The organism is Pseudomonas sp. AL 58, assembly GCF_036348395.1.
GTDB lineage: Bacteria > Pseudomonadota > Gammaproteobacteria > Pseudomonadales > Pseudomonadaceae > Aquipseudomonas > Aquipseudomonas defluvii.
The window spans coordinates 528,557-546,150 of the sequence record NZ_JAZBQR010000002.1 but is presented as its reverse complement, the minus strand read 5'-3'; the positions used below and the strand labels follow the sequence as shown (position 1 = coordinate 546,150).

Annotated in this window: 17 protein-coding genes; 6 read left to right on the top strand and 11 right to left on the bottom strand. The window is 58.4% G+C overall.

Features of this window, described 5'->3' with window-relative positions; translation table 11 throughout:
• Positions 1-1,722 (bottom strand): bifunctional isocitrate dehydrogenase kinase/phosphatase, encoded by a 1,722-nt coding sequence (gene aceK, locus UIA24_RS02955; protein ID WP_330522145.1) that lies wholly within the window; start codon positions 1,720-1,722, stop codon positions 1-3.
• Positions 1,723-1,954: 232 nt separating this feature from the next.
• Between aceK and UIA24_RS02950 the strand changes: the two genes are divergently transcribed.
• The 3 genes from UIA24_RS02950 to UIA24_RS02940 all read left to right on the top strand — a co-directional run bounded on the left by UIA24_RS02950 (position 1,955) and on the right by UIA24_RS02940 (position 5,220).
• A complete protein-coding gene (locus UIA24_RS02950) occupies positions 1,955-2,824 on the top strand; it encodes a hypothetical protein (protein WP_330522144.1) in 870 nt (289 codons plus the stop codon).
• A gap of 50 nt (positions 2,825-2,874) precedes the next feature.
• The gene (locus UIA24_RS02945) at positions 2,875-4,254 is read left to right on the top strand and encodes an endonuclease/exonuclease/phosphatase family protein (protein WP_330522143.1); all 1,380 of its coding nucleotides are present in this window, start codon (positions 2,875-2,877) and stop codon (positions 4,252-4,254) included.
• Between the two features lie 78 nt (positions 4,255-4,332).
• Positions 4,333-5,220 carry a DMT family transporter gene (locus UIA24_RS02940; protein ID WP_330522142.1) on the top strand — a complete coding sequence of 296 codons (888 nt, stop codon included), beginning with the start codon at positions 4,333-4,335 and terminating at the stop codon, positions 5,218-5,220.
• Positions 5,221-5,301: 81 nt separating this feature from the next.
• On the opposite strand, the gene UIA24_RS02935 is transcribed toward UIA24_RS02940, so the two are convergent.
• The 3 genes from UIA24_RS02935 to cysK form a co-directional block, all read right to left on the bottom strand.
• Positions 5,302-6,198 carry a DMT family transporter gene (locus tag UIA24_RS02935; RefSeq protein WP_330522141.1) on the bottom strand — a complete coding sequence of 299 codons (897 nt, stop codon included), beginning with the start codon at positions 6,196-6,198 and terminating at the stop codon, positions 5,302-5,304.
• Between the two features lie 363 nt (positions 6,199-6,561).
• A complete protein-coding gene (locus tag UIA24_RS02930) occupies positions 6,562-7,497 on the bottom strand; it encodes an aspartyl/asparaginyl beta-hydroxylase domain-containing protein (RefSeq protein ID WP_330522140.1) in 936 nt (311 codons plus the stop codon).
• Positions 7,498-7,670: 173 nt separating this feature from the next.
• The gene (gene cysK, locus UIA24_RS02925) at positions 7,671-8,645 is read right to left on the bottom strand and encodes a cysteine synthase A (protein WP_065761663.1); all 975 of its coding nucleotides are present in this window, start codon (positions 8,643-8,645) and stop codon (positions 7,671-7,673) included.
• Positions 8,646-8,887: 242 nt separating this feature from the next.
• On the opposite strand from cysK, the gene UIA24_RS02920 reads away from it, so the two are divergent.
• Together UIA24_RS02920 and UIA24_RS02915 are read left to right on the top strand one after the other, a co-directional pair.
• Positions 8,888-9,733: an AAA family ATPase gene (locus UIA24_RS02920; RefSeq protein ID WP_065761662.1), complete on the top strand. Its 846-nt coding sequence runs from the start codon at positions 8,888-8,890 to the stop codon at positions 9,731-9,733.
• 30 nt (positions 9,734-9,763) lie between these two features.
• Positions 9,764-10,942: a vWA domain-containing protein gene (locus UIA24_RS02915; RefSeq protein ID WP_102053294.1), complete on the top strand. Its 1,179-nt coding sequence runs from the start codon at positions 9,764-9,766 to the stop codon at positions 10,940-10,942.
• Between the two features lie 37 nt (positions 10,943-10,979).
• Here UIA24_RS02915 and UIA24_RS02910 read toward each other — a convergent pair whose 3' ends face one another.
• The 4 genes from UIA24_RS02910 to UIA24_RS02895 are packed head-to-tail and all read right to left on the bottom strand — an operon-like array spanning position 10,980 to position 14,672.
• Positions 10,980-11,897, bottom strand: coding sequence for a biotin-dependent carboxyltransferase family protein (locus UIA24_RS02910; RefSeq protein ID WP_330522139.1), 918 nt, complete (start codon positions 11,895-11,897; stop codon positions 10,980-10,982).
• Complete coding sequence (pxpB, locus tag UIA24_RS02905; protein ID WP_099773830.1) at positions 11,894-12,598, bottom strand: 5-oxoprolinase subunit PxpB; 705 nt, start codon at positions 12,596-12,598, stop codon at positions 11,894-11,896. The genes UIA24_RS02910 and pxpB overlap by 4 nt, the downstream gene beginning before the upstream one ends.
• Entirely contained in the window at positions 12,595-13,368 is a 774-nt protein-coding gene (locus UIA24_RS02900) for a 5-oxoprolinase subunit PxpA (protein ID WP_330522138.1), read from the bottom strand. Before UIA24_RS02900 ends, pxpB begins: the two co-directional genes overlap by 4 nt.
• Positions 13,369-13,385: 17 nt before the next feature.
• Positions 13,386-14,672, bottom strand: a complete 1,287-nt coding sequence (locus tag UIA24_RS02895) for an MFS transporter (protein WP_330522137.1) — start codon at positions 14,670-14,672, stop codon at positions 13,386-13,388.
• A 153-nt stretch (positions 14,673-14,825) separates the two neighbouring features.
• Here UIA24_RS02895 and UIA24_RS02890 point away from each other — a divergent pair, with 153 nt between their 5' ends.
• Positions 14,826-15,737, top strand: coding sequence for a LysR family transcriptional regulator (locus tag UIA24_RS02890; RefSeq protein ID WP_330522136.1), 912 nt, complete (start codon positions 14,826-14,828; stop codon positions 15,735-15,737).
• Here UIA24_RS02890 and UIA24_RS02885 read toward each other — a convergent pair.
• The 3 genes from UIA24_RS02885 to UIA24_RS02875 are packed head-to-tail and all read right to left on the bottom strand — an operon-like array spanning position 15,734 to position 17,553.
• Positions 15,734-16,255, bottom strand: a complete 522-nt coding sequence (locus UIA24_RS02885) for a DUF2937 family protein (RefSeq protein WP_330522135.1) — start codon at positions 16,253-16,255, stop codon at positions 15,734-15,736. The two genes, UIA24_RS02890 and UIA24_RS02885, sit on opposite strands and share 4 nt — an antisense overlap.
• A gap of 8 nt (positions 16,256-16,263) precedes the next feature.
• The gene (locus tag UIA24_RS02880; RefSeq protein WP_065759263.1) at positions 16,264-17,040 is read right to left on the bottom strand and encodes a class II glutamine amidotransferase; all 777 of its coding nucleotides are present in this window, start codon (positions 17,038-17,040) and stop codon (positions 16,264-16,266) included.
• A gap of 27 nt (positions 17,041-17,067) precedes the next feature.
• On the bottom strand, positions 17,068-17,553 hold the full coding sequence (locus UIA24_RS02875) for an MFS transporter (RefSeq protein WP_330522134.1): 486 nt from the start codon (positions 17,551-17,553) through the stop codon (positions 17,068-17,070).
• Between the last annotated feature and the right edge of the window lie 41 nt (positions 17,554-17,594).

The following is a 17,594-nucleotide window of genomic DNA, read 5'->3' as shown; positions in this document are numbered from 1 at the left end:
TCACGCTTCGCGGCATTTGCGCCGGTACGGGAAGACGTCGATCACTTTACCCGCACGGATCGCTTCCTGCAGGCCTTTCCAGTAATCGGCATCATAGAGTTCGCCATGCAGTTGGCTGAACAGGCGACGCTGGGCGCTGTCGGCAAACAGGAACGGCGGAAACTCTTCAGGGAATACATCCAGCGGGCCGATGGAATACCAGGGCTCCGAGGCCATCTCATCCTCCGGGAAGCGCGGCGGCGGGATGTAGCGGAAATTGACCTCGGTCAGAAAGCAGATTTCATCGTAGTCGTAGAACACCACCCGACCATGGCGCGTCACGCCAAAGTTTTTCAGCAACATGTCACCTGGAAAAATGTTCGCCGCCGCCAACTGCTTGATGGCCAAGCCGTAATCCTCCAGTGCATCACGCACCTGGGCATCGTTGGCATTTTCCAGGTAGAGGTTGAGCGGGGTCATGCGTCGCTCAGTCCAGCAGTGGCGAATCAGTACGGTATCACCATGCACCTCGACGGTAGACGGTGCCACCTCCAGCAGTTCGGCCAGGCACTCAGGGTCGAACTTGCTCAGCGGAAAACGAAAGTCGGCAAATTCCTGGGTGTCGGCCATGCGCCCGACGCGATCAACACTCTTCACCAGGCGGTACTTTTCGATCACCGTGGCCCGATCGACACTCTTGGAGGGTGAAAAACGGTCCTTGATGATTTTGAACACTGTATTGAAGCCCGGCAGGGTGAACACGCTCATGACCATGCCACGCACCCCGGGCGCCATGATAAAGCGGTCATCGGTGCTGGCCAGATGGTTGATCAGTGCCCGGTAGAACTCCGACTTGCCATGCTTGTAAAAGCCAATCGAGGTGTACAACTCAGCAATGTGCTTGCCCGGAAGAATACGCTTGAGAAAGCCAACGAACTCGGCGGGTACCGGTACATCCACCATGAAATAGGAACGGGTAAACGAGAAGATGATAGAGACATCCGCTTCATCGGTAATCAGTGCATCGATCTCGATACCGTGCCCTTCGCGGTGCAGTAGCGGGATCACCAAAGGCCATTGCTCGTCCTGGGTAAAAATCCGCCCGACCAGATAGGCACCCTTGTTGCGGTAGAGCACCGAGGAAAACAACTCGACCTGCAGTTGGGGGTCCTTGCACACCCAGTCCGGCAGGTTTTCTCGAAGTTGCACTTCAAGTCGCGCCAGATCGCCCTGCAAATCGGCATAGGGTACGTCAAACGAATAATCCGCAAAGACCTGCGCAAGCATAGCCGCCAAGTGCCCGTCAGGACGGTAAATGCGCGTTTGCGCGGCTCGCTCGTGACTGCGCAGCGAAGGCCGGGTGGTGTGAATGAACATGCAGCCATCGCTGATCAGGTCATGGCTGAACAGACTGCAGAAAATCGAGTTGTACCAGGTTTCGGAGAGCTCATCGTCCAGTCGTGGATCAATCAGGTCGATATAGGCACTCTTGACCAATGGCCAATAGGCGACATCCAGCAGCACCTCATCGGTAAACGCCTGGTGCAGGCGTTGACTGACCTCGCTGACCTTGTCTTCGTAAAGGTTGATCCGTGCCGCCGAGGCGCTCTGCGTTTGCTGCCACTGGGCCTGCTCAAAGCGACTACGGGCACCGTCGGTAATACAGCGGAAATGCTCACGGTAGTCGTCGAAACCTTCGAGGATCATCCGGGCAATATCAGCGGCCGGCCATGGCTGGGGCATACAGGGACCTCGGTGTCGTGGATAAAGCCTGAGCTTAGGTCAGTCTCCTACAGGACGAAAAGACTCCTCGCACCGATACTTCGGCCAAAAGGTAGCAAACAGATCTGATTCCGCACGCCGGTGTACTGCCAATGCCTGCGTATTTTCCCACCTCAAGCCAAAGCTATCCTGACTTCGCCGCCTATTTATAAAGGGTCTACTGAATACACCTTTAATAAATGAGGAGCCCTCCATGAGCCTGAACTATACCGCCAGCCAACATGGCATACTGAACCACTCGATCAGCATCGACGCCAACGCCAAAGGCGCCTGTCGCGTGGAAACGTTCGATAACAAATTGATTTGCACCTACCTCTCGACCGAGAACGATACATTCAACATTCGGCACATCGAGAAAACACCTGATTCAAACTGGAGCCAGCCACGCGCCCTCCTTGGTTTCCCCCAGAGTGTTGATACACCCGGCATCACGACCTTCAAAGATGAGCTTCATATCATTGGCGGTACCGCCCATGGAAAGTTAATGGTCGCCACCTACAACAACTTGCTCGGAAATTTTCACGCCAGCAGCCCACTCAACAAAAAAATCGCACAAACACCTTCATTTGCCACGCTAAACGGCAAGCTTTACATGTTTTTCAAGACGAACGAGTACGACGCCATTCGCTATATCGAAACCAGCAACTTATTGAACTGGAGCGATGAAAAAATTGTACACCACTTCGGCGGCCAGAACGCCTACTCCTATTCAAGCCCCGCATCAATAACCTACCAAGGCCTGATCCATGTTTTTTACAAGTCCATGTATGGGGGGTTTTTCCTCACCAAATTTGATGGCCTTAATGCCTGGACTACGCCGCTCGAAATCATACCGGAACACTTTATCCACTCACCCGGCATAACCATACATAACGGCTTACTGAAGCTGGCCTTTGTCGATAAAGAAAACGTTGCCGACGGTAATATTTACCAATACTGTTATGACGGCAACTGCATGAGCCTCGCCACAATCAGTTCAAACATCAAGGCCAATCGAAGCCCGGGGCTAGGCGTTCTGGACGGAAAGCTGTACGCACTGCACCATCAGGACACCGCCCTGTAAAGGGCATTTCCAGCATTCCACTCTTTCCCCATTAACGCCCAGGTACACTTATGCCTGTCAACGCTCACATTCGCCTTTACATTGAAAACCACATCACACAAAACCTATCTGAGTCTGATTTCCAAACACAACTAGAGGTCATCATTACTGATATTTTCACACTAACCGCCCTTCACCCTGCTGATGCCCATCACACCTCACGGTATCTGACCTATACTATTTCAAGCCGTTTGATGCGAAGCAACAACGATGCACAACAAGCTGCTTACGCCCAACAGCTCACCGCACTGTTTCAACGCCTCTATAACGAAGCGTCGTTCATCCAGACCTTCAATACACTCACCCCCCAACAAACCTTTCCAATACTCGCCAACCTCTACAACATTCATTACGCCTTGACCCTAAATGGACTAAGAGCCCCCGACGCCCCCTTTACGTTGGACGTCCACTCACCGCTGCGCATGTTGCAAATCATCATCAATGCGGCATACGGGCCTTGGAATGCCTATGTGCGATTACACGGCGGCATCCGAGACTACTACCATACCCGGGTCAATCTGGATGCCGTTGCGCCACACATTGAAATTGGCAGGCCCCGCGGCATAGGCATCAACCAGCAAATAACCGTCACCACGTGGAACATGCAAGGTTCCTCAGAAACAAGCGACACCAAGTGGCGAACAAGAGTACTGCAACTGGCCCGCACGAATGACATGGTCCTCATTCAGGAGGCTGGCGTACGTCCGTTTTCATCCGACTTTGTTAACCACCTTACGACCTACGATCAGTTTGGCGTCGAACATACTGTTGAGCACTACATATGGCATGCGGGGACCGCTCGTCGACCGGAGGATTACCACCTGTTCTTTCTGGATGTTCAACGCCTGCGCGTTAATCTGGCACTGGTGGTAGCCGACGCCAACACCATCAATATTGAAAACACCGTCATTATCTCCGATGGCCTACCAAACACCGACAATGTCCCACCGTATCGCCCCGCCTTTGGCCTTCAGGTGAGAAATTCAGCGCAGTCAAGCCACCGGGAAGATGCCGTGACAATTTTCAATTTTCACGCTATTTCCGGAGGTGGCCCAAACGCCCCCCGCATCATCCGCGAGGTTGCCTGGCATACCGACACGCCGTTTGCCGTACTAGGTGATTTTAATCGCGATCCACAAGAACCTGACCTCCCTCAGCCACTGCGAGGCAACTGGATATCACCACCGGACATCGCACGTATCGAGCCAGCCAACAGTAATACACACCCCAGCACGGCACCACAGAACATGCTCGACTACGCCGTTACCAATGGCACCGCGCAGGCGACACCACCGGGACTTGTGAATACACCCGGCCCTTCCGATCACCTGGCAGTAGGCTTCACCCTCACCTTTGAATTAATGGTGGAAGGCAGCACCTCCGAAGGCTGAATTAAGCGCAAGAAACAGAGCGAGGCAATCAAGCATTTACCGTAAACTCGCGGCCCGCACCACGGACCGGAGACCCTCGTGAGCCCTATCGCCCTGACCCGCCTGCTGACCCTCGCTGCCGTGTGGGGGGCCAGCTTTCTGTTCATGCGCATTATTGCGCCAGTACTGGGCACTGTGCCCACGGCGTTCTTCCGTGTTTCGATTGCCTGTGCTGGGCTGCTGATGATCCTTGCACTGCTGCGAGTGGAGTGGAATTTTCACGGCAAACTCAAGGCGTGCCTTGTGCTTGGAATGGTGAACTCAGGCATTCCGGCAACCCTGTACTCCGTCGCGGCGCAAGTGCTGCCAGCCGGCTACTCGGCCATTTTCAATGCCACCACGCCCTTGATGGGCGTATTGATCGGTGCGCTGTTCTTTCGCGAACCCATGACCCTGAGCAAACTCGCCGGCATTTTTCTCGGCCTGCTCGGCGTCGGTATTCTCAGTGGTGCCGGGCCGGTAGCCTTCGACCTGAACCTGCTGCAAGGCGCCCTGTCCTGCCTGGCGGCAACCACCTGCTATGGCTTCGCGGGTTTTCTTGCCCGACGTTGGCTCGACCACCAGGGCGGGTTGGACAGCCGCCTTTCAGCGCTGGGCAGCATGCTCGGCGCCACCCTGCTGCTGTTGCCCCTGTTCGGCTACAACGTCATGACCCAGCCACCGGCCAGTTGGGGTGGTTGGGAGGTCTGGTTATCGCTACTGGGCCTGGGGCTGGTCTGCACCGCCTTTGCCTACATCGTGTACTTCCGCCTGCTCAGCGAGATCGGCCCGGTCAAGTCGTCAACCGTGACCTTCATGATTCCCGCGTTTGGCGTACTCTGGGGAGCCTGGTTACTGGACGAACCGTTGTCTGCTGCCCACCTGTACGGTGGAGCATTGATTGCGCTGGCCTTGTGGCTGGTGCTCAAGCCCAGCGTGACCAGGTAAAGACCTGTACCCGTCGTTGAGCGCATTGCCAGGCGCGGCGTACGGCTGGCTGCCTGTACGCCGTGCCAGGCTCAGTTACCGCTAGGCCTCTTCAACCCTGCCTGACTGAGGCGCATAGGCCGGCTTGCGGAAGACGAACAGCAAGCCGATAACGATCAGCCCCATGCCCAGTACACTCAGCAATGCCAGTCGGTTGCCAAAGATCAGGTAGTCCATGATGGCGGTCACCGCCGGTACCAGATAGAACAAACTGGTGACATTCACCAGATTGCCCCCGGCAATCAACCGGTAGAGCAGCAAGGTGGCGAACACCGAAACCACTAATCCCATCCATAGCACCGACAGCAGCACGTCACTGCCCGGATCGATATGCAGCGGCTGAAAGGGCGCGAGCACCCCACACAGCAGCAACCCTGCCAGGTACTGCAACGGCAGGGTACCCAATGGATTAGCGGTAATACGTTTTTGCATGATCGTGCCCAGGGTCATGCTCGCCAGCGCTAGCAACGCGAAACACATGCCGGCAAACGATACGCCTCCCAAGCCTATGCCCTGATAAACCACCATTACCAGCCCGGCCAGGCCCAGGCACAAACCAAACAGCCGATTCCAGGAGCGCTGACGCTCCATCAGCACGATGGTGAGAATCGGCTGCACACCCATCACGGTGGCCATTACCCCGGGTGTGACGTGACCATCCAGGGCCAACAGGTAGAAAATCTGATAAGCGCCAAGCAGCACGCACCCTGTTGAAATCGCCTGCAGCCACGCGCGCCGGCCTTGCGGCCAACGCAATTTCAACAAGGGGCCAAGCAGCAGTAACGCTGCCAGGGCGATGACAAAACGGATCAGCAGAAAGGCAAAGGGACTTGCGTGGGCCAGCCCCCACTTGGAAACAATTGCGCCACTGCTCCAGAGCAGGACGAACAGGCTGGTCGTGGCCGCCGCGGCCACGGATTCTTTCGAAATAACAGACATGAAATGCCACCTGTATTCGGGCAAGTAAGCCGAACGGTGCTGCCGCAAAAGGACAGTCAACCGCTTTCAGTAGTGTTCAGGCGTAATCGGGGGATGTCGCAGCACCAGCTGCTCAGCCCACTACGACAACCACGCCTGGGGGTGCTACGACACACCCTGGAACGCCACTGACAGGTGGTGGGTAATGGCTAATCATGGCCGGCTGCTGCGCGCCACGCACGACGACTACCGCGTCGGGCGCGGCAGCGTATGCAGTGACTGGACAGAATGCTGGCATGATCAGTTCTTCATTAAGGGGAATAGCAGAAGGCACATGGCCTACCGGGCCTGACTATAGTCAGCACCCGGTAACAGCGCAAGGGGTCAGAACAACCAGCGGTACAACAGGTAGGCAACTAGCACGGCCAGCACCGGACGCATGACCCGATAGGCTTTTGGGTTGGCCCGTTTGAACTGCTTGACCTTGTTACTGATGACGTTACTGAAACGCTTGCTCCAGGCATACGCCTGGTTGATACCGCCAACACGCTCGTCATCGGTGTTCTGCGGTGCCGTCGCACGGCCAAGGAACGCACTGACACTGCGGTTGATGCGTGTCATCAGCGGGCTGCTGAGCGGCCGTTCGATATCACAGAACAGGATCACGCGCGTCGTGTCGGTTTCGTTTTTCACCCAATGCACGTACGTCTCATCGAACATCACATCTTCACCGTCGCGCCAGGCATACGCCTGACCATCGACGTAGATTCGGCAGTCGTCCGAGTTGGGCGTCGACAGGCCCAGGTGATAACGCAGGGAACCGGCAAAGGGGTCACGGTGCGGGTTCAGGTGGCTACCACCAGGCAGCAGGGCAAACATGGCGCCCTTGACGTTGGGGATACTGCTGACCAGTTCAACGGTCTTCGGGCAAAGCGCGTTGGCCGACGGCAGCGGCTTGTCGTACCACTTCAGGTAGAAACGCTTCCAGCCCTTCTTGAAGAACGAGCCGAATCCGGCGTCGTTGTCTTTCTCGGCAGCACGAATGTACCCCTCGTCGAAGAGGTGCATGGCCTCCTCACGGATCACTTCCCAGTTGTCCTTGAGCACATCCAGCTCCGGGAAACGGTTGCGGTCCAGGTAGGGCTTGGACGGCACCCCGGAAAACAGGTACATCAAGGCGTTGTAAGGGGCGAACAATGCCGAATGGTTGACGAACTGGCGCAACAGCGGCAAACGCGCCTTGCCGCGCAAATGTACATAGAGCGTGCTGCCGAAAAACAGCAGCAGTACACCCGCCTTGGCGACAAAGGAAAAGGTCATGCAACACTCCTTGGAATTTCGATCAGGCCATCGCTGCCGATTAATCGGCCATGATAAACCGATCCGGCTCTGGTAAAAACAACCAGAGCCGGACAATCACTGTTAAGGATTGTGCAACAAAGCGCGGCAGCGAATATTGCCGCGGATCAGGCAAACCGGCACAGGCAGCGGTATTACTGCTGGTTTTCCTGATCGGTGAACAGGTCACTGAACAACATGCTCGACAGGTAACGTTCACCGGAGTCGGGCAGGATGACCACGATAGTCTTGCCCTGCATTTCCGGTTTTTCGGCCAGGCGTATCGCCGCCGCCATCGCGGCACCACAGGAAATGCCACAAAGGATGCCCTCCTCCTGCATCAAACGCCGGGCCATGGTCTTGGACTCTTCATCGCTGACCAACTCGACCTGGTCGACCATCGACAGGTCGAGGTTCTTCGGCACGAAGCCTGCGCCAATACCCTGGATTTTGTGCGGGCTGGGCTTGATCTCTTCACCGGCCAGTGCCTGGGTGATGACCGGCGATACCATGGGTTCCACCGCCACCGACAGAATCGCCTTGCCCTTGGTCTTCTTGATGTAACGCGAAATGCCGGTGATCGTGCCGCCCGTACCGACACCCGCTACCAGCACATCCACCGCACCATCGGTATCGTTCCAGATTTCGGGCCCTGTGGTTTTTTCATGAATCGCCGGGTTTGCCGGGTTATCGAACTGCTGTGGCATGAAGTACTGGGCAGGGTCGCTGGCAACAATTTCGTTGGCCTTCTCAATGGCGCCTTTCATCCCCTTGGCAGGTTCGGTCAACACCAGCTCGGCCCCCAGTGCCTTGAGCACCTTGCGACGCTCGATACTCATCGACGCCGGCATGGTCAGCACCAACTTGTAGCCACGGGCCGCCGCGACAAACGCCAGGCCAATACCGGTGTTGCCCGAGGTCGGCTCTACGATGGTCATGCCAGGCTTGAGCTTTCCGCTGCCTTCAGCATCCCAAATCATGTTTGCGCCAATTCGGCATTTGACCGAATAGCCAGGGTTACGCCCTTCGATCTTGGCCAGAACGGTCACTCCGCGCGGGGCGATACGGTTGATCTGCACCAGCGGTGTATTACCGATGGAATGCGCGTTGTCAGCAAAAATGCGGCTCATGGCGGGGTCCTTTTGGCACCGTGCGAAAACTTCAAGGGTAAGCCTGCCCCTGAAGTGCGTCCAGCCCCACGCACGCCCTGTGCAAGACAAATCCTCTTACACCGGTCACCAGGTGACGGAGCATTCAGAGACTGAATGCTCCGTCTGCGTTCCCAGCCAAGCGGGCAGCGCGTTATAGTCGGGGATAACCATTTTTCCACCAGGGGCCACGTACCCTTGGGGCTACGTTAGAGGATCGCTACATGAAGTTCGAAGGCACCAGCGCTTATGTCGCCACAGACGACCTGAAACTGGCGGTCAACGCGGCGATTACCCTGGAACGCCCGTTGCTGGTAAAGGGTGAGCCCGGCACCGGCAAGACCATGCTCGCCGAACAACTGGCCCAATCCTTTGGCGCCAAACTGATCACCTGGCACATCAAGTCCACCACCAAGGCCCATCAGGGGCTGTATGAGTATGATGCGGTCAGCCGCCTGCGCGACTCGCAACTGGGTGTGGACAAGGTGCACGACGTGCGCAACTACCTGAAGAAGGGCAAGCTCTGGGAGGCGTTCGAGTCCGAAGAGCGCGTGATTCTGCTGATCGACGAAATCGACAAGGCTGACATCGAGTTCCCCAACGACCTGTTGCAGGAACTCGACAAGATGGAGTTCTACGTTTACGAGACCGACGAGACGATCAAGGCCAAGCAGCGTCCGATCATCATCATTACCTCGAACAACGAAAAGGAGCTGCCTGATGCCTTCCTGCGTCGCTGCTTCTTCCACTACATCGCCTTCCCTGACCGCGACACCCTGCAGCAGATCGTCGATGTGCACTACCCCAACATCAAGAAGGACCTGGTCAGCGAAGCACTCGATGTGTTTTTCGACGTGCGCAAGGTACCGGGCCTGAAGAAAAAACCCTCTACCTCTGAACTGGTCGACTGGCTCAAGCTGCTGATGGCCGACAACATCGGTGAAGCCGTGCTGCGCGAGCGCGATCCAACCAAGGCCATTCCGCCGCTGGCTGGCGCCCTGGTCAAGAACGAGCAGGACGTACAACTGCTGGAGCGCCTGGCGTTCATGAGCCGTCGCGGCAATCGCTGATCTGCCACAGACCAATCAGGGGCGACTGCCATGCTGCTCAACCTGTTCAATGAAATGCGCGCGGCAAAGGTACCGGTGTCGGTACGCGAGCTGCTTGATTTGCTCAACGCACTCAAGCAGGGCGTGACCTTTGCCGACATGGACGAGTTCTACTTCCTGTCACGGGCGATTCTGGTCAAGGATGAACGCCACTTCGACAAGTTCGACCGCGCCTTCTCGGCCTACTTCAAAGGCCTGGAAAACCTCGATCAACACCTGGAGGCGCTGATTCCGGAAGACTGGCTGCGCAAGGAATTCGAGCGCTCGCTCAGCGACGAAGAACGCGCACAGATCCAGTCCCTTGGCGGGCTGGACAAGCTGATCGAGGAGTTCAAGAAGCGCCTGGAAGAACAGAAGGAACGCCACGCCGGCGGCAACAAATGGATTGGCACAGGCGGCACCAGCCCCTTCGGCTCCGGCGGTTTCAACCCCGAAGGCATCCGCATCGGCGATGCAGGCAAACGTCAGGGCAAAGCGGTCAAGGTCTGGGACCAACGCGAATACCGTAACCTCGACGACCAGGTCGAACTGGGCACGCGCAACATCAAGCTGGCCCTGCGTCGGCTGCGCAAGTTCGCCCGCCAGGGGGCGGCCGACGAACTGGACATCGACGGCACCATCGACCACACCGCCCGTGATGCCGGCTTGCTGAATATCCAGATGCGCCCAGAACGACGCAACAGCGTAAAACTGCTGTTGCTGTTCGATATCGGCGGTTCCATGGACGCCCACGTGAAGATCTGCGAGGAACTGTTTTCAGCCTGCAAGACCGAATTCAAGCACCTTGAGTACTACTACTTCCACAATTTCATCTACGAATCGGTGTGGAAGAACAACCTGCGTCGCACCTCCGAGCGCACGTCCACCATGGACCTGCTGCACAAGTACGGTGCCGACTACAAAGTGGTGTTCGTTGGTGATGCGGCCATGGCGCCCTACGAGATCACCCAGCCCGGTGGCAGCGTCGAGCACTGGAACGAAGAGGCGGGCTACGTCTGGATGCAACGCTTCATGGAGAAGTACAAGAAGCTCATCTGGATCAACCCCTACCCCAAGAACACTTGGGGGTATACGGCCTCGACCAACATTGTCCGCGAGTTGATCGAAGACCGTATGTTTCCACTGACCCTGCGCGGGCTTGAGGAAGGGATGCGGTTTCTGTCCAAGTAAGAGAACAATGCCCGGAACCACGCCTGGCGATGGGCATTCACTCAAACTGACGGAGAAACGCCAGCTGCTGCTCGTATGCCTGCACCTGCAGCACCGGCCTGAAAGTGACGACGTTTTCAGGCAGGCACTGCGCCAGTCGTGCCAACGCCAACGGCGTCAGTGCGCCAAGGCGCGGGTAGCCACCAATGGTCTGCCGATCGTTGAGCAGCACAATGGGCTGACCGTCCGGCGGTACCTGCACCGCGCCCAAGGGAATACCCTCGGAAATCATCGGTTCTCCCTGGTACTGCAAGGCTGGGCCAAGCAAGCGAATACCCATCCGGTCGGCGCGACGATCAAGTGCCCACGCTGAGTTGAACGCATCGAACAAGCTCTGGCCACTGAAGTCGCCAATCTGTGCGCCCAGCACCATATCCAGCGGCGCATTGCTGCGCAGGTCGGGGCGCTGCTGAACAGGGACTTCCCGTGGGCCTGACGCCACGCCCGCGTAGGTCAGGTACTCGCCCTCGGCCAAGGGCGCCCCAAAACCTTCAAGGCCACCCAACCCTTCACGTACCACGCAAGCACAGCTTCCCAACACCAACGGCGCGACAAAGCCTGCTGGCGCTGCCAGGTAAGCCCGCGCCCCCGACAACGGCTGATTGAAGCGTAAGCGCTGGCCTTTTTTCATGGTGAAGCTGCGCCATGGCGCCAGCGCTTGCCCGTCGAGCCGTGCATCCAGGTCGGCACCCGCCAGCGCCAGGCAAGCGTCCTGTTCAGCAATCAGGCTGAGCCCACCCAAGGTGATTTCAACCACCGGGGCATCAAAGGCATTACCCAATAGCCAGTTGGCCCAGCGCATCGAGACCCAATCCAGCGCTCCGCCCTGAGTGACGCCTAAATGGCGCACGCCAAAACGCCCGGCATCCTGCAAGAGACACAATGGCGTGCTGGCCTCAATCATCAGTCGGCTCATGCCTGCACCTCCAATGGCGTATCGTCACCACCCAGGCGCATGAACGTCGCATGATCGACGGACACAAAACGCACCCGATCACCAGGCTGCAACAGGCTGTAGCCCTCGCGATCACGGTCAAACAGCGCGCTCGGCGTACGCCCGATCAGGTTCCAGCCCCCTGGCGATACGGCCGGGTAGGCCGCGGTCTGGCGCTCGGCGATCCCCACACTGCCGGCTGCCACGCGCTTGCGCGGGGTTGCCAGACGCGGGCTCGCCAGGCACTCATCAACCAACCCCATAAAGGCAAAACCCGGCGCAAAGCCCAACGCGAACACCTGATACTCGCGCTCACTGTGCAGGCGAATCACCTCAGCTGGCGACTTGCCAATGCGCTGAGCCAGCACTGTCAGTTCCGGACCGACACTGGGGTCATACCACACCGGTATTTCATGACGCCGACCAGCACTGCCAGGGTCAGGCTGCACATGCGCCAGCGCCTGTTCAATGCAGCTGCGCGCCTCAGTGGGGGACATCTGCAGCAGGTCGAACTGCACCATCAACGTGGTGTAGGACGGCACCAGGTCCACAAGACGCCCGCCAAAGGCGGCCTGCAACCGCTGACGTGCCGCCAGCATCCAGGGCATGTTGGCTTCATCAATGACATCGAACAACCGCACCATCAGGCTGTCGACAGCGACCACTTCGATCCGCAGCTTCATGACGTCACCAGCGCATCGAGGGCCTGACGGATCTGCCGTACAGCCGCCACCGAGCTGTCGTTATCGCCATGCACGCAAAGCGTCTGGGCCTTGAGCAGCACCGGGCTGCCATCACTGGCCGTTAGCGCCTCGCCGCGCGCCAGGCGCAGCGCCTGCTCGACAATACGCGCGGGGTCATGATGCACAGCCCCCGGCAACCGCCGCGACACCAACCGACCGCTTGGGTCGTAAGCCCGATCCGCAAATGCCTCGAACCACAACGTCACACCATACTCGCGGCCCAACGCCATTGCCTCGCTATCATCGGCAGTGGCCATCAGCATCAAGGGCAATTGCTGATCGTAGGCAACGACGGCCTCCAGCACCGCGCGCAACGTTCGCGGATCGGCCATCATGTCGTTATAGAGCGCCCCGTGGGGCTTGATGTAGGCCACCCGGGTGCCTTGCGCCCGGCAGATCCCCTCCAGCGCCCCCATCTGGTAGAGCAGCAGGTCGCGAACTTCCTCGGCGCTACAGGCCATGGAACGGCGACCAAACCCCACCAGGTCTGGATACGCCGGGTGGGCGCCAATGGTCACGCCATGGGCAACGGCCAAGGCCACAGTCTTGCGCATGATTCCTGGGTCGCCGGCATGAAAGCCACAGGCGATGTTGGCGCAGTCGATAAAGGGCATGACCTCGGCATCCAGGCCCATGGTCCAGCTACCAAAGCTCTCACCCATGTCGCAATTGAGTAACAGGCGGCTCACACGCGTTGCTCCTTCGTCCATCTCTTCTGGCCCCTACCTTAACGCGCTTCAAGTTCTTTGCCGCGCGTTTCTGGCAAGCTCAATGCTGCCAGGATCACTACGCCATACGACACTGCGGCAAAACCACCAATTCCAAGGCTCAACGGGACTTTCTGGCTAAGCAGGCCGATCAGCAACGGAAAGAATGCCGCCAGCGCCCGACCAATGTTGTAACAGAACCCCTGCCCCGAACCACGAATGCGCGTCGGAAAGAGTTCGGTCAGAAACGCCCCCATACCGCTGAAGATACCTGAAGCGAAGAAACCCAGTGGAAAACCCAGCCAGAGCATCACACCATCACTGACCGGGATCTGGGTGTACAACAGCACGATCACGAACGAGCCGACGGCAAAGAGAATGAAGTTCTTTTTACGCCCCAACAGATCAGTGAGGTATGCGCTGATCACATAGCCGACGTAAGAGCCAAAAATCACCATGGCCAGGTAGCCACCCGTTCCCAGCACGCTCAGGCCGCGTTCGTTCTTGAGGAACGTTGGCAACCACGACGTGATGGCGTAGTAGCCGCCCAGCGCACCGGTGGTCAGCAGCGATGCCCGCAAGGTAATCGAGCGCATGCCCGGAGCAAAAATTTCGTAGAAGTGCGACGGTGCTTCTGCTGATTCAACCGCCTTGGCTGCACGGTAGACCTCAGGGTCCTTGACCAGGCGACGAACGAAAATCACAAACACCGCTGGAACCAGCCCGAGCAGGAACAATGCGCGCCAGGCATCTTCGGGTGGCAGCAACGAGAACAGCACAGCGTAGAGGATTGCTGTCAGCCCCCAACCGATGGCCCAACCGGACTGAACCATGCCTACGGCCTTGCCCCGATCCTGAGCACGGATGACCTCACCGATCAGCACCGCCCCAGCAGTCCACTCGCCGCCGAAGCCGAAGCCCATCAAGGTCCGAGCGATCAGCAATTGCTCGTAGTTCTGGGCAAAGCCACATAGAAAGGTGAAGAACGCAAACCAGAGCACCGTCAACTGCAAGGTACGGACCCGGCCAATACGGTCAGAAAGAATCCCGGCAATCCAGCCGCCCAACGCTGACGCGATCAGGGTAGAGGTATGAATCAGGCCCGCCTCGGCAGTGGTGATCCCCCACAGCGCGATCAATGTCGGGATCACGAAGCTGAGCATCTGGGTATCCATGCCATCAAGGCCATAGCCGATCTTGCAGCTCCAGAATGTTCGACGCTCTTGCTTGTTGATGTTGCGGTACCAGGCAAATGGCCCGGCCACATCACTGCATTTGACCTGTTGCTGCACGCCAGATGGGTTCATGCTTGCCTCAGCTTGTTGGTATTGTTTTTAAGGCGACGCTCTGTGTCGCAGCCTGGCGAACATTTTTTGACGTCAGGCAGGTGCCCGTCCAACGAGAAAAAGCTGCGGTCTGGCATAAGAAAAATTTGATTGCCCTGCTTGAGCGAGCCTGCAATGAATCTCAAATTCCTCGAAACCTTCGTCTGGGTGGCCCGCCTGAAGAGCTTTCGCCTGACGGCCGAAAAACTCTTCACCACGCAGGCCTCGATCTCCAGCCGTATTGCTGCACTGGAAGCAGACCTCGGGGTGCGGCTGCTGCTACGTGACTCACGCGGCGTCAGCCTGACGCCCGAAGGCAGTAAGGTGCTGGAATATGCCGAACAGATGCTGGGCACCGCCAAGGCCCTGAGGCAATCACTGGACAGCGACCGAGCCAAGGTCGGACGCATACGCCTGGGGGTGATGGACACGGTCATTCACACCTGGATGAGTACCCTGGTGTCGGAGTTGATGGAGCATTACCCGCAGGTCGAAATCGAGCTGGTCGCCGACACGGCACTCAACCTGCGCGAGCAACTGCAGAAGGGCTTCCTCGATGTCATCCTGCAGACCGACCTGCTCCGCGAAGCCTCAATCCGCAGCCTCGACCTGGCGCGGTATCCCATGGGCTGGATCGTCGCCAGTCAATCGATCTACAACCGGGCATACACCTCACTGGCTGACCTGGCCCGTGAGCGCATCGTCACCTTCTCAAAGAACTCGCGCCCCCATCAGGAAGTCTTGAGCCTGTTGCAGGCGGAAGGCGTAAGTACGCCTCGGCTGAACTGCGTGAACTCCGTGGCCGCCATCACACGCCTGCTGCGCGACGGGTTCGGCATCGGCGCCTTACCGCCGGCACTGGTCAGCGAAGAACTGGCACGGGGCGAGCTCAGCCAACTGCACCTTGAGCAACAACCGCCGAGCCTTGAACTGGTGGTAGCCTGGCAAACCGGGGTGCAATGGACGGACGAGGTCGTCGCCCTGTGCCGTAACGTGCTCGAGCGTTACGCCAGCCATGCCGGAGCGCAGCACATCGTGCTGGTTTAACGCCAGCTCGGCTGCACCGGCTTGCGCCGCCCGCCCAGCAATACCCAGCCGATCAACAACAGGAAACTCTCCAGCAGCAATGCCGGCAACAATGCGCACCCCAGGCCCCAGGCAATCGCCTCGGGAACCAGCAAGACCTGATAGCTGTAGCCCTTCAGCGTTTCGTCGCGTAACTGAGCATCGGCAGCCACCAGCACATGCCAGGTACGGGCCAGCCACGGCCCCTGCAGGATCTGCCATTCGCCCTCAAGCAGGCGGTTGCGGCCGAGCAGGCTATCGATACTGTCTGCATCACTGCGGAACACCGGGTCGTCACTGGCCCGGTAATGCCGCACCAAGGCCTGCAGATCGCCGTTGAAGAAACGTTGAGCCGTCTGCTCAAAGCCCTTTAGCCCTTCACGCGACTCCAACAGATGGGCCTGCACCCGCTGGCTGTAGTCATTGATCAAACCGGGCACCTGCACACCCAACAGCAAACCGCAGGTGAACAACAACAGCCGCAAGTAGCTCCTGAGCATGATGATCCTTATTCCGTCCGGCCTTGAGCGATACATTCCCCGCGCCGCCAAAGCCCCCACTGCCCGGGCTCATAACGGTGCCAGGTTTCGTTCTCGGTCAGCGCTTCGGTGGCGATGACCGTGACAACGTCATTGGGTGTTGTTTCAGCCTGAAAGTCGACGATCATGTCGACATCTTTCAAACGAGCCGGGCCGAAAGGCGCGCGCCGGGTGATATGCACCAGTTTGGTCGAGCAATAGCAGAACAGCCAGTCACCATCGCTGAGCAAGCCATTGAACACGCCCTTGCTGCGATACTCATCGCACGCAGCAACCAGCACCGGCAGCAGTTGCTCGACGTCGACCGGCTCCGGGAACGCCTCGCGCACGCGGTTAAGCAAATCGCAAAACGCCGCCTCGCTGTCGGTATCACCCACCGGACGGTAGAAGGTCCTCAAGGCCTGGAAGCCCGCCAACTGGCCGTTGTGGGCAAAGCACCAGTTGCGCCCCCACAGCTCACGAACGAACGGGTGGGTATTGGACAGGCAAACCTTGCCGACGTTGGCCTGGCGAATATGCCCGATGACCACTTCACTCTTGATCGGGTAGCGCTGTACGAGGTTGGCCACTTCCGACTCGCAACTTGCCGCAGGGTCCTGAAACAGGCGCAGGCCGCGGCCCTCGTAAAAACCGATACCCCAGCCATCGCGGTGAGGACCAGTGCGGCCACCGCGCTGCATCAGCCCAGTGAAGCTGAAAACGATATCAGTCGGCACATTGGCACTCATGCCCAACAATTCACACATGCTCGGTTCTCGCTTCTGAGGCAGGCGTTAGAGGCGTGGTTCAACCCGGACCGAACCACTGCTGGCTGGTGGCTCGTTGCGGTAGCGGCCAGGGTCGGCGCTGGTGAACGGTTGGTCCTGCTCTTCAAGCGCGTTGGCACGCTGCTGGGCAGCCGCTTCGGCAGCTTCACGGCGAGCACGGGCGTTGCGCTCCAGCGGCCAGCGCACCAGTACGAACAGCAGATAGGCGACAAAGGCAAACATGCCGTACATGGCCAGGTCAGACGCGGCGCGCAGCACATTACTACCCACCTTGAAGGCCAGGTCCAGGGCACTGATGGCAATGGCCGGTGCGAACAGGTCACGGCCAGGATCGACAATGGTCGGGGTGAACAGCAACACCGCGACGGCCACCCGCAGTGGCTCGCGCAGCCAGCGCCACATCCAGCGAGTCAGGCGAAACCAAACCAACAGGCAGCCCAAGGCTGCGAAGGCATAAAGGCCCCAGGCGAGCAGATAATCGTTCTCGGTCATGACGTCCGTGGCAAGCTAGGCAAATAGACGCTTATGATAAC

Coding starts and splice junctions, on each gene's coding strand:
- UIA24_RS02910 (WP_330522139.1), bottom strand. CDS start 11,897: ATGAGCCGACTGATGATTGAGGCCAGCACGCCATTGTGTCTCTTGCAG.
- aceK (WP_330522145.1), bottom strand. CDS start 1,722: ATGCCCCAGCCATGGCCGGCCGCTGATATTGCCCGGATGATCCTCGAA.
- UIA24_RS02895 (WP_330522137.1), bottom strand. CDS start 14,672: ATGAACCCATCTGGCGTGCAGCAACAGGTCAAATGCAGTGATGTGGCC.
- pxpB (WP_099773830.1), bottom strand. CDS start 12,598: ATGAAGCTGCGGATCGAAGTGGTCGCTGTCGACAGCCTGATGGTGCGG.
- UIA24_RS02885 (WP_330522135.1), bottom strand. CDS start 16,255: ATGCTCAGGAGCTACTTGCGGCTGTTGTTGTTCACCTGCGGTTTGCTG.
- UIA24_RS02915 (WP_102053294.1), top strand. CDS start 9,764: ATGCTGCTCAACCTGTTCAATGAAATGCGCGCGGCAAAGGTACCGGTG.
- UIA24_RS02920 (WP_065761662.1), top strand. CDS start 8,888: ATGAAGTTCGAAGGCACCAGCGCTTATGTCGCCACAGACGACCTGAAA.
- UIA24_RS02950 (WP_330522144.1), top strand. CDS start 1,955: ATGAGCCTGAACTATACCGCCAGCCAACATGGCATACTGAACCACTCG.
- UIA24_RS02890 (WP_330522136.1), top strand. CDS start 14,826: ATGAATCTCAAATTCCTCGAAACCTTCGTCTGGGTGGCCCGCCTGAAG.
- cysK (WP_065761663.1), bottom strand. CDS start 8,645: ATGAGCCGCATTTTTGCTGACAACGCGCATTCCATCGGTAATACACCG.
- UIA24_RS02875 (WP_330522134.1), bottom strand. CDS start 17,553: ATGACCGAGAACGATTATCTGCTCGCCTGGGGCCTTTATGCCTTCGCA.
- UIA24_RS02880 (WP_065759263.1), bottom strand. CDS start 17,040: ATGTGTGAATTGTTGGGCATGAGTGCCAATGTGCCGACTGATATCGTT.
- UIA24_RS02945 (WP_330522143.1), top strand. CDS start 2,875: ATGCCTGTCAACGCTCACATTCGCCTTTACATTGAAAACCACATCACA.
- UIA24_RS02930 (WP_330522140.1), bottom strand. CDS start 7,497: ATGACCTTTTCCTTTGTCGCCAAGGCGGGTGTACTGCTGCTGTTTTTC.
- UIA24_RS02935 (WP_330522141.1), bottom strand. CDS start 6,198: ATGTCTGTTATTTCGAAAGAATCCGTGGCCGCGGCGGCCACGACCAGC.
- UIA24_RS02900 (WP_330522138.1), bottom strand. CDS start 13,368: ATGGACGAAGGAGCAACGCGTGTGAGCCGCCTGTTACTCAATTGCGAC.